This is a genomic window from Pseudomonas sp. SK3(2021) (assembly GCF_016772375.1).
In the GTDB taxonomy this organism is placed as follows: Bacteria; Pseudomonadota; Gammaproteobacteria; order Pseudomonadales; family Pseudomonadaceae; genus Aquipseudomonas; species Aquipseudomonas chlororaphis_I.
Genome location: NZ_CP061943.1, coordinates 3,190,378 through 3,203,934, shown reverse-complemented (window position 1 = coordinate 3,203,934; position 13,557 = coordinate 3,190,378). Strand labels below are relative to the sequence as shown.

The window sequence follows — 13,557 nt, the reverse complement described above, 5'->3', positions numbered from 1 at the left end:
TTCTCCTATGCAAACCCGTCAACTGGGCAAGAACGGCCCGCAGGTATCCGCCATCGGCCTTGGCTGCATGGGCATGACCGATTTCTACACCACCGGCACCGATACCAGGGAGGCGACCGCCACCTTGCATCGCGCCCTGGAACTGGGGATCAACCTGCTGGACACCGCCGACATGTACGGGCCCCACAGCAACGAAATCCTGATCGGCCAGGCAATCCGCGGCAAACGCGAGCAGGTGTTCCTGGCCAGCAAGTTCGGTATCGTCCGCAACCCCGACGACCCGGCGGCACGCGGGGTGAACGGCCGCCCCGACTACATTCGCCAGGCGATCGAAGGCACCTTGCAGCGCCTGGGCGTGGAAACCCTGGACCTGTATTACCAGCACCGCATCGACCCGGACGTGGCCATCGAGGAAACCGTCGGCGCCATGGCCGAGCTGGTACAGGCCGGCAAGGTCCGCTACCTGGGGCTCAGCGAAGCCTCGGCGGCGACGCTGGAGCGGGCCCACAAGGTGCACCCGATCAGCGCCCTGCAAAGCGAATATTCGTTGTGGAGCCGCGACCAGGAAGACAACGGCTGCCTCGCGGCCTGCCAACGCCTGGGCATCGCCTTTGTGCCCTACAGCCCGCTGGGGCGTGGTTTTCTCACCGGTGCCCTGAAGAGCCCGGAGGATTTCGCCGCCGACGACTACCGGCGTTTCAGCCCACGCTTCCAGGGCGAGAATTTCACCAAGAACCTGCTGCTGGTGGAACAGGTCAAGCAACTCGCGGCCGCCAAGGGCATCACCACCGGGCAACTGGCCCTGGCCTGGGTGCTGGCGCAGGGCGATTACCTGATCCCGATTCCGGGCACCAAGCAACGCAAGTACCTGGAGGAAAACGTCGCCGCGCTGCAGGTCCGTCTCGACGCTGACGAACTGCAGGCCCTGGAACGGATCTTCAGCCCCGACGCCACCGCCGGCGAGCGTTACCCGCAAGCGGTGATGGCCTTGCTCGACCGGTAAACGGCCGGCCACAAAAATCTATGGTCACCCCCGTTTTTGCAATACTGATTAATGGGTGAAGTGGTTGGCTTGCTTAAATCTATCCGGCGTCTGTTTGGGGACATGCCCCGCGCCACGATGAGAGTCGCGCCTGACGATCCTGAAAAATGCCGCGGCTTCTGAAGCCGATTTTTGTGCCAGGTTCTTCGTCAGGCCGGTGGGCCGTTCACGTCATCCGTTGTTCAGCTATCGCAAAACCTGAAGGGTGCTTCGTGGTGCTGCAACAACCGCAGGGTCAGGCGCTCAGCGCGCCTGGCCCTGCTTCATACTGCGTATGGTGGGCCGCTAGCGCCCACGCGATCCGCGCCAGCTTGTTAGCCAAAGCACAGGCCACCACGTTCGAGTGGCGTCGCGTCAGCATTGAGCGTACCCAGTCGGCCAAACGGCCGCGCTGGTAGTCCAGCCTTTGCAGGTAGACCCGCGCACACTGCACCAGTAATTGCCGCAGGTGCTTGTCACCGCGCTTGCTGATGCCGAGCAAATTCGCCTTGCCACCGGTGCTGTACTGTCTGGGCACCAGACCCACAGATGCTGCGAAGTCGCGACTGCACTTGTACTGCTGGCCGTCGCCCATTTCCACCGCCAGCAGGCTGGCGGTGATCGGCCCGACACACGGCAGGCTCAGCAGGCGACTGCCCAGATCATCGGCGGCCAGCTGGCCTGCCAGCTCTTTATCCAGTTCCTTGACCTGCTCATCCAGGTAAGCGAAGTGATCGTGCAGGCGTTGCAACTGCCCGGTGAGCCGAACCGGCAACTCATGCTCGGCCAAGATACTCGCCAAACGTTTCATGATCGCCAGACCTTTGGGCAGGCTGATACCAAACTCCAGCAGGAAACCGTGCATCTGATTGGCGGCTTTGGTGCGGTCGTGCACCAGCGATTCGCGCAGGCGGTGCAGAACGGAAAGGGTCTGCTGCGCCTCGGTTTTAGGCGTAACAAAGCGCATCGATGGGCGCGAGGCCGCTTCGCAAATGGCCTCGGCGTCGACGAAGTCGTTTTTGTTGCCCTTGACGAAGGGCCGGACGAACTGCGGAGAAATCAGTTTGGCCTGATGCCCCATGGCGATCAGCTGACGAGCGACAAAATGCGCGCCGGCACATGCCTCCATCACCACGGTGCAAGCCGGCAGATTGCCGAAGAACTGCATCATCTGTGGACGCGAGAGCTTCTTGTGAAACACCTCTCGGCCCGCAGTGTCCTGGCCGTGCAGGTGGAAACTGTGCTTGCCGAGATCGATTCCGATCAGCGCTGACTCGCTCATGAGGATGGCCTCCGAAAACAAAACACCCTGCGAAAGCGTAGCCCTCGCAGGGTGTGGGGGTGACCATCTCATTAAGGCCCTCGACCGGTTTATCGGTCGAGGGCCCTTGGGGTTGCGTCACACCTTGGTGGAACGATTCTTGTCGGTCACCGTGGTGCCGTTGCCCTTGCCGTAGCTTTGCAGGTTCTGCAGCACGTAGATGGCTTTCTTGTACTCGGGGATCAGGTAGCTGGCGTACTTGTTGCCCTTGAGGTTGTTGGTCTGGATGTTGTCCAGCTGGATCGCGAAGTACTCCAGAGCGTTGAACTTGGCATCCGGGTCGGCCTGCACGCCGAAGCGGTCGAACTTGTCGCCGGCGTTGAGCAGGGTCATCGCCGTCACGTCGCTGATCAGGCCCTTCTGCTTGAGGAAGGTGCTCATATTGCCCAGCTGCTTGGCGCTGACGTTCTCCGGATCGAACCCCTTGATCTGCTTGTGCAGCTTCATTTCGTCCATCTTGAACACGTTCAGCGCCAGCGGGTTCTGGCCGACCAGGGCGAGCATCTGCTTGACCTTGACGCTCTGGCTGACCGGCTTGCCCCGGGTACCAGTGTCCTGCACCAGCAGACCGGCTTTGCTGGTCCAGCCGCCGACATATCCAATTGTCATAAAAGACTCCTGTGTACGGGCTTTTCCATAGCCTTATATCCACTTGCACAGCCAACTAGAGAGTTGCGCAAGTTCAACTAATAAGCGTCTGAAAAGCCTGATTGAGGGAAACGATGCCCGTGAGTATCGGCGCGCCAGAGCACCTCTCCAATAAATATTTCGGCTTTTTACAATTTTTGTACATTTCCGATACAAATGCCTGGAAGCCACGGTTTTGCTAGCTGAAACAATTGCTTAACAATCGAATCCGCGATAACTAAGCGATAACTTATGACCATTAATGTACCGAATGGTTAGTTGCGACCAGGTGTTCTTAAGAGCATTCATGACGCCATCTTGCGGGGATCTTCCACGACATGGCTGCGCGGCGACCCGACTGTGCATGTCGTCCTTTATTTTGCAACGGGAAAAGGCTTGCACACGCTCTTGACGAGGTGCCTCGAAGTCCGCCGAACGGCCGATTTGCACTCCTCCATGGCACGCGCGCGGGCAACTATATTTGATCCTCCTACTGCAAGGAGGTGCATCATGGAACAACGTCAGCAGCACCTTTTGGACGAGCTCATCTTTCATGAGCTCTACATCGACGCGCCGATCGATACCGTCTACTACTACGTGACTCAGCCGGATCGCTGGCACGAGTGGCATCCCGCTTCCCTGCGCGCCGACACCGGCCTGGCTGGCTCGTTGCCGGCGGGGCACCGCTTCAGCAAAACCATCGACCTGCTCGGCCTGCAGATCCACATGAGCTGCCGGGTGCTGGTCGCAGTGTTTCCCAAGGAGTTCAAGATCGTCTTCAGTTCTCCACCGGCAGACGGCTCGATCCACTATCAGTTGTGCAAATATGGGGACGGAACCCTGTTCAAGCGCACCCTTCACTACTGCTCCGACCTCAATCTGGTCAGTCTGCGCCCGCGCATCGAGCACTTGTCCCAACTGGCCATGGCCAACCTCAAGCGCAACCTGGAAGAGATCGCCCACTGATCCGACAACGGGCGGCGTCGCGCTGGCTGACAAATCTGTAATCTTGACCTCAGTTTTCTGACAGGCCGGGGCGTTTAAGGTCGCCTCATACCTGACACAGCAGGATCGAGGGAGCCTTTGGGCATGCACGTAAAACCCACACGACGCAGTTTTATCAAGGGCCTGGCCGCCGGTGGCGTACTGGCCGGCACCGGGCTGTGGCAACAGCCGCTCTGGGCACGCAGCGAGGACGGCCAGCTGCCTGCCCTCAGCGGCCAGCAGTTCGACCTGTTCATCGGTGAATCCCAGGTCAACTACAGCGGCACGCCACGTACCGCGATGACCATCAACGGTGGCCTGCCCGGCCCGCTGCTGCGCTGGCGCGAGGGCGACACCGTGACCATCCGGGTGCGCAACCGCCTCGAGGAGGACACCTCGATCCACTGGCACGGCCTGATCCTGCCGGCCAACATGGACGGCGTGCCAGGCCTGAGCTTCCACGGCATCGCCCCCGGCGGCCTCTACGAATACCGCTTCAAGGTCCAGCAGAACGGCACCTACTGGTATCACAGCCACTCGGGGCTGCAGGAGCAGGCCGGGGTCTACGGGCCACTGGTGATCGAGGCCCGCGAACCGGAACCCTTCCAGTACGACCGCGACTATGTGGTGATGCTCAGCGACTGGAGCGACGAGGCGCCCGAACGGCTGATGCACATCCTGAAAAAGCAGCCCGGCTACTACAACTTCCACAAGCGCACCGTCGGTGACTTTATCGAGGACGTCAGCCGCGACGGCTGGGCGGCCACCCTCGCCGATCGCAAGATGTGGGCGCAGATGAAAATGACCCCCACCGACCTGGCGGACGTCAGCGGCTATACCTACACCTACCTGATCAACGGCCAGAGCCCGGGCGGCAACTGGACCGGGCTGTTCAAACCCGGCGAGAAGCTGCGCCTGCGCCTGATCAACGGCTCGGCCATGAGCTACTTCGACCTGCGCATTCCCGGCCTGAAGATGACCGTGGTCGCCGCCGACGGCCAGTATGTGCAGCCGGTCAGCGTCGATGAACTGCGCATCGCCGTGGCGGAAACCTACGACGTGCTGGTCGAGCCCGGCTCGCAGGAGGCCTACACCTTGTTCGCCCAGGCCATGGACCGCAGCGGCTACGCCCGCGGCACCCTGAGCCAGCGGCCGGGGCTGAGCGCGACCGTCCCGCCACTCGACCCGCGGCCGCTGATCGGCATGGCCGACATGGGCATGGATCACGGCAGCATGGCTGGCATGGGCGACATGCCCGGCATGGATCATGGCCAGATGCAGGGCATGGACCACAGCCAGATGCAGGGGATGGACCAGGGCAACATGGCCGGCATGGATCACAGCGGCATGGCCGGCATGGACCACGGCAACATGGGCGGCGCCATGCAAAGCCACCCGGCCTCGGAAGACGGCAACCCGCTGGTGGACATGCAGACCATGAGCCCGACGCCGAAGCTCGCCGACCCGGGCATCGGCCTGCGCAACAACGGGCGCCGGGTGCTGACCTACGCCGACCTGCGCAGCACCTTCGAAGACCCCGACGGGCGCGAACCGAGCCGCACCATCGAACTGCACCTGACCGGGCACATGGAGAAATTCTCCTGGTCGTTCGATGGCATCAAGTTCAGCGACGCCGAGCCCCTGCGCCTGACCTACGGCGAACGGGTGCGCATCACCCTGGTCAACGACACCATGATGACCCACCCCATCCACCTGCACGGCATGTGGAGCGACCTGGAAGACGAACAGGGGCGCTTCCTGGTACGCAAGCACACGATCGACATGCCGCCGGGCAGCAAGCGCAGTTACCGGGTGACCGCCGATGCCCTGGGGCGCTGGGCCTATCACTGCCACCTGCTGTTCCACATGGAGATGGGCATGTTTCGCGAAGTACGAGTGGATGAAGCCGGGAGCGCCGCATGATGCAAAAAAACGCCTTGACCCTGTGCGCCACCCTGCTCGGCCTCAGCGCCGGCACCCTGCAGGCCGCCGAAAGCATGGATCACTCCAGCATGGATCATTCGTCCATGCCGGCCTCCTCCATGCAAGGCAACCCGATGCCGGGCATGGACCACAGCCAGATGACCGGCATGGATGGCGAACCCTTGCAGACCATGGAGCCCGCGGCGCCCACCCGCAGCCGCACGCCGATCCCGGTGCTCACCGACGCCGACCGCCGCGCCGCCTTCCCGCCGGTGTCCGGCCATGGCGTGCACGACAAGGCAATCAACTCGCTGTGGCTGGTCGATCGCCTGGAATACCAGGACGCCGATGACGGCAGTGCCCTGGCCTGGGAAATGAACGGCTGGGTCGGTGGCGACATCGACCGGCTGTGGCTGCGCAGCGAAGGCGAGCGCACCAACGGCCGGACCGAAAACGCCCAGGTCGAAGCGCTCTGGGGCCATGCCATCGGCCCCTGGTGGGATGTGGTCGGCGGCGTGCGCCAGGACTTCAAGCCCGGCGCGCCACAGACCTGGGCCGCCCTCGGGCTGCAAGGCATGGCCCTGTACAATTTCGAAAGCCAGGCCACCGCCTACCTGGGCGAAGGCGGCCAGAGTGCCCTGGGGCTCCAGGCCGAATACGACATCCTGCTGACCAACCGCCTGATCCTGCAGCCCAACGCGGAGGTCAGCCTGTACGGCAAGAACGACCCGCAACGGGGCATCGGCTCGGGGCTCTCCTCGCTGGAAGCCGGCCTGCGCCTGCGCTACGAGCTGCACCGCCAGTTCGCGCCCTACATCGGCGTGACCTGGAACCGCAGCTACGGCAAGACCGCGGACTACGCCCGTGAAGAAGGCGAAGACAGCAGCGAAGCCCGCCTGGTGCTCGGTGTACGCCTGTGGTTCTGACTTCCATTCAATAGACAACTAAAACATCACGCGGCCAATGCCGCCCGGAGCCTTGCATGTCCTACCTCAAGCATTTCGCCATCGCCGTCACTTTCGGTGCCGGCCTGACCCTCGCCGGCGTCGTCCAGGCGCACCCCAAACTGCTGGCCTCGACCCCGGCCGAAGGTGCCAAGGGCGCGGCACCGGCGAAGATCGAGCTGCAATTCTCGGAACCCCTCACCACCAAGTTTTCCGGGGCCCGCTTGCTGATGACCGGCATGCCCGGGATGAGCCACGCGCCGATGCCGGTCAAGGCCAGCGTGGCCGGCGGCAGCGATCCGAAAAGCATGATCATCAGCCCCGCCGCCCCGCTACCCAAGGGCAGCTACAAAGTCGAGTGGCGGGCGGTGTCCGCCGACACCCATCCGATCACAGGCAACCTGACCTTCGAAGTCAACTGAGCCATGGGCGAACTCATCAACGTCGCCCTGCGTTTTGCCCTGTACCTCGACCTGATGCTGCTGTTCGGCCTGGCACTGTTCAGCCTTTACGGGCTGCGTGGCGCGCAGAGCCGCTGGCGCTTTCGCCAGCCTCTGGCGGCCACCCTGGCGCTGGGCGTGCTGCTGTCGGGCGCCGCGCTGCTGCAGCTGGCGCTGTCGATGAGTGGCGCAACCAGCCTGGCCGAACTGGACCCGGCACTGGTGCCCGTGCTGGTGCTGGAAACCGATGTCGGCCAAAGCTGGTTGCTGCGCCTGGCGGCATTACTGCTGGCGGGCGTGCTGCTTCTGCTCAGCAGTGGCTGGCCAAGGTTCACGCTCTACGGCCTGATTCTGTGCACGGCGGCAGCCCTGGCCAGCCTGGCCTGGAGCGGCCACGGGGCGATGAGCGAAGGTGGCCGGCGTTACCTGCACCTGGGCAGCGACATCCTGCATTTGCTGGGCGCTGGCGCCTGGCTGGGGGCGCTGGCGGCTTTCGCCCTGCTGCTGCGCCGTGGCGCCTGCGAAGGCGAACAGCAGGCAGGCCACCTGCTCGATGCCCTGAAGGGTTTTGCCAGCCTGGGCACGCTGATCGTGGTCAGCCTGAGCCTCAGCGGGGTCCTCAATTACCTGCTGATCGTCGGCCCGGACCTGGCAACGTTGAGCGCCAGCACCTACGGCCTCCTCCTCAGCCTGAAGGTGGCGGTGTTCGCCAGCATGCTGGTGTTCGCCGCGTTGAACCGCTTCCATCTGATTCCGCAGCTGGAACAGGTGCTGCACCGGGACACGCCCGGGGTAGCCCTGGCCGCCTTGCGCCGCAGCATGTTCCTCGAGCTGGCGGCGGCCCTGCTGATTCTCGGCCTGGTGGCCACCCTCGGCATCCTGAGCCCGGCTCCCGAATGAACACGGAAATGATGCGACCGCTATCGCGGGCAAGCCTCGCTCCTACGAAGCATGCACATGCTTGTGTAGGAGCGCAGCTTGCTCGCGATGAACGATAACGCGGTATGGCAGGCCCACCGCGCTGCTTGGATCGCGAGCAAGCTCGCTCCTACAGGATGGGGTTGCACCTGGGTCTTTTCGATAAACCGGAGGCCTGCAAGGAGGCTTGGTATAACGTTGAAACACAAGCGCCGCGCCGCGCTCGAGAAAAGTAGCAAAATACGCCACCCTGACAGCCCAAGACCGCGCCCCCGAGGCGCACTGATGATCAAGAGAGGCCCTATGAACAACACGCTGCGCCTGGCAGCCCTGTCTGCCCTGCTCGTCGGCTCCCTGGCCCAGGCCGCCGACCTGGTCCCGATCGATGTGCACCGCGACGCCAACTGCGGCTGCTGCAAGAAATGGATCGAGCATTTGCAAGCCAACGGCTTCAAGGTCAACGACCATGTCGAAAGCAACATGAGCGAGGTCAAGCAGCGCCTGGGCGTGGCCCCGCGCCTGGCGTCCTGCCACACCGCGGTGATCAACGGCAAATTCGTCGAAGGCCATGTGCCGGCGGACCAGGTGCTGGCCCTGGGCAAACGCGACGACCTGCTCGGCGTCGCCGCCCCCGGCATGCCCATGGGCTCGCCCGGCATGGAAATGGACGGCATGCCCGCCGACGCCTACCAGGTCATAGGCCTGACCAGGGACGGCAAGGACGTAGTGGTCGCGGACTACCCGGCCCATTGATCCTCACCGCCTGCCTCGGCCTGTTCCTGGCGGCCTTCGGCGCCGCCACCCTGCTGCCGCTGCAATCCGAAGCCGTGCTGGTGGGCCTGCTGTTCAACGGCCAGTTCAACCTGTGGTTGCTGCTGGCCGTGGCCACCCTCGGCAATGTCCTCGGCTCCCTGGTGAACTGGTGGCTGGGCCAGCGCCTGGAACACTACAAGGACCGCCGCTGGTTCCCCGTCGGCCCACGCCACCTGCAAACCGCCCGTAACCATTACCAGCGCTACGGCCATTGGTCCCTGCTGCTGAGCTGGCTGCCGATCATCGGCGACCCGCTGACCCTGGTGGCCGGGATCATGGGCGAACCGCTCAAACGCTTCCTGCTGGTCGTCACCCTGGCCAAGGGCGCGCGCTATGGCGTGCTGGCCTGGATGACCCTCGGCTGGGTCGGTTGAGCTGACGGGGCGCGCCTCCGGCCTCACAAGCATGACCACGCAGGGAACGTTTCGCCCTGGCGATGGCCTCTGCTTATTAATGTCGCGCTAATCGCGCCGCTCCAGGATCGACCCATTTCTCTCGGAGGTCATGTATGCCCCCTAGCCTCGCCCGCTGGAACCTCACCCGCTGGTTGCCCGGCCTGCTGCTGACCGCCACCCTGCCCGCCCTCGCCGCCGAAGGCCCGGCCTACGGTCCCGAGCTGCAAGGCTTCGACTATCCCTACCCGCTGCAGCACTTCGCCTTCGAGTCCCAGGGCCAGGCCTTGCAGATGGGCTATATGGATGTGCCGGCCAAGGGCACGCCCAATGGCCGCAGCGTGTTGCTGATGCACGGCAAGAATTTCTGCGGCGCGACCTGGGACAGCTCGATCAAGGCCTTGAGCGACGCCGGCTACCGGGTCATAGCCGCGGACCAGGTCGGTTTCTGCACCTCCAGCAAGCCCGAGCACTATCAATACAGCTTCCAGCAACTGGCGCAGAACACCCGGCAGTTGCTGGACCGGCTGGGCGTCCAGCAGGTCAGCCTGCTGGGCCATTCCACCGGCGGCATGCTGGCTACCCGCTATGCCCTGCAGTACCCCGGGCAGGTGCAGCAACTGGCGCTGGTCAACCCGATCGGCCTGGAAGACTGGAAGGCCCTCGGCGTGCCCTACCGCAGCGTCGACCAGTGGTACGCCCGCGAACTCAAGCTGTCGGCCGAGGGCATCCGCAACTATGAGCGCAACACCTATTACGGCGGCCGCTGGAAGCCGGAATTCGAGCGCTGGGTGGACATGCTCGCCGGCCTCAACCAGGGGCCCGGGCACACGCGGGTGGCGTGGAACTCAGCGCTGATTTACGACATGATCTTCACCCAGCCGGTGTACTACGAGTTCAAGGACCTGAAGATGCCGACCCTGCTGCTGATCGGCACCGCCGACACCACGGCGATCGGCAGCGACATCGCGCCGCCGGCGGTCAAGGCGCGGATCGGCAACTACCAGGTGTTGGGCAAGCAGGTGGCCGGGCTCATCCCGCACTCGACCCTGATCGAGTTCCCGGGCCAGGGCCACGCCCCGCAGATGGAAGAACCGGCACAATTCCACCAGGCCCTGCTGGGCTGGCTGGCGTCACATTGATGCATTTTTCCTGGAGCCTTCATGAGTGTGCAGATCGCGGTAATCGACGACTGGCAGGACGTTGCCCGTAACGTCGTGGACTGGTCGGTGCTGTCGGGCATCGGCCAGGTCAGCTTTATCCATGACTACCCCAGCGACACCGCCACCATGAGCGAGCGCCTGGCGCCGTTCGAGGTGATCTGCGTGATGCGCGAGCGCAGCCGTTTCGACGCGGCCCTGCTGCGCAGCCTGCCGCGGCTCAAGCTGTTGCTCACCGGCGGCATGCGCAACGCCGCCATCGATCTTGCCGCCGCGGCCAGCCTGGGCATCCAGGTGTGCGGTACCGACAGTTACAAGCACGCGGCGCCGGAGTTGACCTGGGCACTGATCATGGCCCAGACCCGCAACCTGCTCAGCGAAGCCAGCGCCCTGCGCGCCGGCCTCTGGCAACAGGGGCTGGGCGGCGACCTGCACGGCAAGACCCTGGGCATTCTCGGCCTGGGCAGCATCGGCCAGCGGGTGGCGCAGTTCGGCCAGGTGTTCGGCATGCGGGTGATCGCCTGGAGCGAGAACCTCACCGCCGAGCGGGCCGCGGCGACCGGCGTGACCTACGTGAACAAACAGCAGCTGTTCGAACAGGCCGACGTGCTCTCGGTGCACCTGGTGCTCAGCGAACGCAGCCGCGGCCTGGTGGACGCCCAGGCACTGGCCTGGATGAAACCCTCGGCGCTGCTGGTCAATACCGCCCGCGGGCCGATCGTCGATGAAGCGGCGCTGATCAGCGCCCTCGAACGCGGGCGCCTGGCCGGTGCGGCACTGGATGTGTTCGAACAGGAACCGCTGCCCCTCGATCATCCGTTGCGCCGCCTGCCCAATGTGCTGGCCACGCCCCATGTCGGTTATGTCAGCCAGCAGAACTATCGGCAGTTCTTCACCCAGATGATCGAGGACATCCAGGCCTGGGCCGCCGGCCAGCCGCTCCGTCCACTGGGCTGAAGCCACCTCGGGGCATTGCGCCAGCACCGCCCTGCACCATCATCGGGCGCGGGCGGTTTTTCCCCGCACCGCCTTCTCGCACCCCCTCACCGTTTTCGCGCCAGTGCCAGGAAACCTCGCCCCCGGCCGGTGCGCGAAACTGCCTTTCGTCGGCTTTATTCCGGGGCAGCGCAACCTTCGCCCCGAGAAAACCTAATCGTCACGCCCGCGCTCTAACTTCTGTCCTAGACTGGAATTCGAAAAGTGACCGGACAGTCACCCCCGAGGAAATAAAGTCGAAACTTTTGGCTCTCGCCTTGGGTCAGGTTAAAGGTAGGGCCTTCGCGACTGGTGCAATCCTTGCAATGGCCCCTTCACCCTCTTTGCGTCGACGCATGAGGCTGCGTTCGGCTTTTGCATGCGCAACGCTTTTGTGCCCGGCCACAGGATTGGCCTTTTGACACCGCCGGCAGATGCCGGGAACAGATCAATAAAACGGGAGAAACAGATGACCAGTGCCGTATTGCAAACCCAGGGAAAGCACCCTCTGCCGCTGGCCGGTGAAACGGCCTCCCCATCGGTTCTCGCCCCAGGTGGCAAGACGTCACTGCCCTTGATCCGCCACAACCCCAATCGCAAGAAAGTCCTGTTCGTCACTTCGGAAATCGCCGACCTGGTCAAGACCGGCGGCCTGGGCGACGTGTCGGCCGCCTTGCCCCGCGCCATGGCGCAACTGCACGATGTACGCCTGCTGATCCCCGGCTACCGGCAGGTGATGCACAGCGAAAACCCGATTCATATCATTGGCGAGCTGGGCGGCCACGCGGCCCTGCCGGCCTGCAAGATCGGGCGCATGGACATGCCCGACGGCCTGGTGATCTATGTGCTGATCTGCCCTGAACTCTACGAGCGCGAAGGCACGCCCTACGGCGCCAACAACGGCCGCGACTGGCCGGACAACCATATCCGCTTCGCCCGCCTGGGCCTGGCCGCCGCCGACATCGCCGCCAACCTGGCGCAGATCCACTGGTGCCCGGACCTGGTGCACGCCCATGACTGGCCCGCCGGGCTGGCGCCGGCCTATATGCACTGGCGTGGGCAGCGCACGCCGACCCTGTTCACCATCCACAACCTGGCGTACCAGGGCGTGGTCAGCCTGGCCTGCTGTCCGGAGCTGGGCATCCCCGAACACGCCCTGCAACAGGAAGGCATGGAGTTCTACGGCAAGCTGTCGTTCCTCAAGGCGGGCATGGCCTACTCCAGCCACATCACCACCGTCAGCGCCACCTATGCCCAGGAAATCACCACCCCGGCCTTCGGTTGCGGGCTCGACGGTTTCCTCGCCAGCAAGACCCAGCAAGGCCTGCTCAGCGGCATCCCCAACGGCATCGACGAAAGCTGGGACGCCGCCACCGACCCGCACCTGCCCACCCCCTTCGCCATCGGCGACTGGCAAGGCAAGGCCGCCAATGCCACCCATGTACGGCAGATGTTCGGCCTCGAGCCCAGCGACGGCCCGCTGTTCGCCGTGGTCTCGCGCCTGGTCTACCAGAAAGGCCTGGACCTCACCGAAGGCGTGGCCGAGTACATCGTCAAGTCTGGCGGCCAGATCGCCATCATCGGTCGCGGCGAGCCAGAGGAAGAACAGGCCATGCGCGCCCTGGCCGCGCGTTTCCCCGGACGCATCGGGGTGAATATCGGCTTCAACGAAACCGACGCCCGCCGCATGTTCGCCGGCAGCGACTTCCTGCTGATGCCTTCGCGCTACGAGCCCTGCGGCCTGAGCCAGATGTACGCCCAGCGCTTCGGTTCGTTGCCGGTGGCGCGCAATACCGGCGGCCTGGCCGACACCATCGAGAACGGCGTCACCGGGTTTCTGTTCGACGAGTCCACCGTGGCCAGCTACGAAGAGGCCCTGAGCCGCGCCTTCAAGGTGTTCGCCTATCCGCCGCTGCTCAATGCCATGCGCTGCCGGGCCATGGCCGCGCCCTTCAACTGGTGCAAGGCGGTGGAACCCTACGCCGAACTCTATGAACAGCTGGTGGCCAAGGCCTTGGGAAAATCGGCGAAACCCTGAG

At 64.1% G+C, this 13,557-nt stretch carries 13 protein-coding genes; 11 read left to right on the top strand and 2 right to left on the bottom strand.

Annotation, left to right across the window (positions count from 1 at the left end):
* The first annotated feature begins 7 nt into the window (after window positions 1-7).
* Window positions 8-1,003 (top strand): aldo/keto reductase, encoded by a 996-nt coding sequence (locus IF690_RS14365; protein ID WP_202701174.1) that lies wholly within the window; start codon window positions 8-10, stop codon window positions 1,001-1,003.
* 274 nt (window positions 1,004-1,277) lie between these two features.
* Here the strand turns inward: IF690_RS14365 and IF690_RS14360 are convergent, their stop codons facing one another.
* Both IF690_RS14360 and IF690_RS14355 read right to left on the bottom strand, forming a co-directional pair.
* A complete protein-coding gene (locus IF690_RS14360) occupies window positions 1,278-2,303 on the bottom strand; it encodes an IS110 family RNA-guided transposase (RefSeq protein ID WP_202696683.1) in 1,026 nt (341 codons plus the stop codon).
* A gap of 117 nt (window positions 2,304-2,420) precedes the next feature.
* A complete protein-coding gene (locus IF690_RS14355; protein ID WP_202701173.1) occupies window positions 2,421-2,951 on the bottom strand; it encodes a hypothetical protein in 531 nt (176 codons plus the stop codon).
* Window positions 2,952-3,479: 528 nt separating this feature from the next.
* Between IF690_RS14355 and IF690_RS14350 the strand changes: the two genes are divergently transcribed.
* The 10 genes from IF690_RS14350 (at window position 3,480) to glgA (ending at window position 13,556) form a co-directional block, all read left to right on the top strand.
* Window positions 3,480-3,935 carry an SRPBCC family protein gene (locus tag IF690_RS14350; RefSeq protein ID WP_202701172.1) on the top strand — a complete coding sequence of 152 codons (456 nt, stop codon included), beginning with the start codon at window positions 3,480-3,482 and terminating at the stop codon, window positions 3,933-3,935.
* Between the two features lie 123 nt (window positions 3,936-4,058).
* On the top strand, window positions 4,059-5,876 hold the full coding sequence (locus IF690_RS14345) for a copper resistance system multicopper oxidase (RefSeq protein ID WP_202701170.1): 1,818 nt from the start codon (window positions 4,059-4,061) through the stop codon (window positions 5,874-5,876).
* Window positions 5,873-6,802, top strand: a complete 930-nt coding sequence (locus IF690_RS14340; protein WP_202701168.1) for a copper resistance protein B — start codon at window positions 5,873-5,875, stop codon at window positions 6,800-6,802. The genes IF690_RS14345 and IF690_RS14340 overlap by 4 nt, the downstream gene beginning before the upstream one ends.
* 56 nt (window positions 6,803-6,858) lie before the next feature.
* Complete coding sequence (gene copC, locus IF690_RS14335) at window positions 6,859-7,242, top strand: copper homeostasis periplasmic binding protein CopC (RefSeq protein WP_202701166.1); 384 nt, start codon at window positions 6,859-6,861, stop codon at window positions 7,240-7,242.
* Window positions 7,243-7,245: 3 nt separating this feature from the next.
* Window positions 7,246-8,160, top strand: coding sequence for a copper homeostasis membrane protein CopD (gene copD, locus IF690_RS14330; RefSeq protein WP_202701164.1), 915 nt, complete (start codon window positions 7,246-7,248; stop codon window positions 8,158-8,160).
* 321 nt (window positions 8,161-8,481) lie between these two features.
* On the top strand, window positions 8,482-8,931 hold the full coding sequence (locus IF690_RS14325; protein ID WP_202701162.1) for a DUF411 domain-containing protein: 450 nt from the start codon (window positions 8,482-8,484) through the stop codon (window positions 8,929-8,931).
* Window positions 8,928-9,365 carry a YqaA family protein gene (locus tag IF690_RS14320; protein ID WP_202701161.1) on the top strand — a complete coding sequence of 146 codons (438 nt, stop codon included), beginning with the start codon at window positions 8,928-8,930 and terminating at the stop codon, window positions 9,363-9,365. Before IF690_RS14325 ends, IF690_RS14320 begins: the two co-directional genes overlap by 4 nt.
* Before the next feature lie 134 nt (window positions 9,366-9,499).
* Window positions 9,500-10,525, top strand: coding sequence for an alpha/beta fold hydrolase (locus tag IF690_RS14315; RefSeq protein ID WP_202701160.1), 1,026 nt, complete (start codon window positions 9,500-9,502; stop codon window positions 10,523-10,525).
* A 21-nt stretch (window positions 10,526-10,546) separates the two neighbouring features.
* Complete coding sequence (locus IF690_RS14310; RefSeq protein WP_124355632.1) at window positions 10,547-11,500, top strand: D-2-hydroxyacid dehydrogenase family protein; 954 nt, start codon at window positions 10,547-10,549, stop codon at window positions 11,498-11,500.
* Window positions 11,501-11,987: 487 nt separating this feature from the next.
* Entirely contained in the window at window positions 11,988-13,556 is a 1,569-nt protein-coding gene (gene glgA / locus IF690_RS14305) for a glycogen synthase GlgA (RefSeq protein WP_202701159.1), read from the top strand.
* Window position 13,557: the final 1 nt, after the last annotated feature.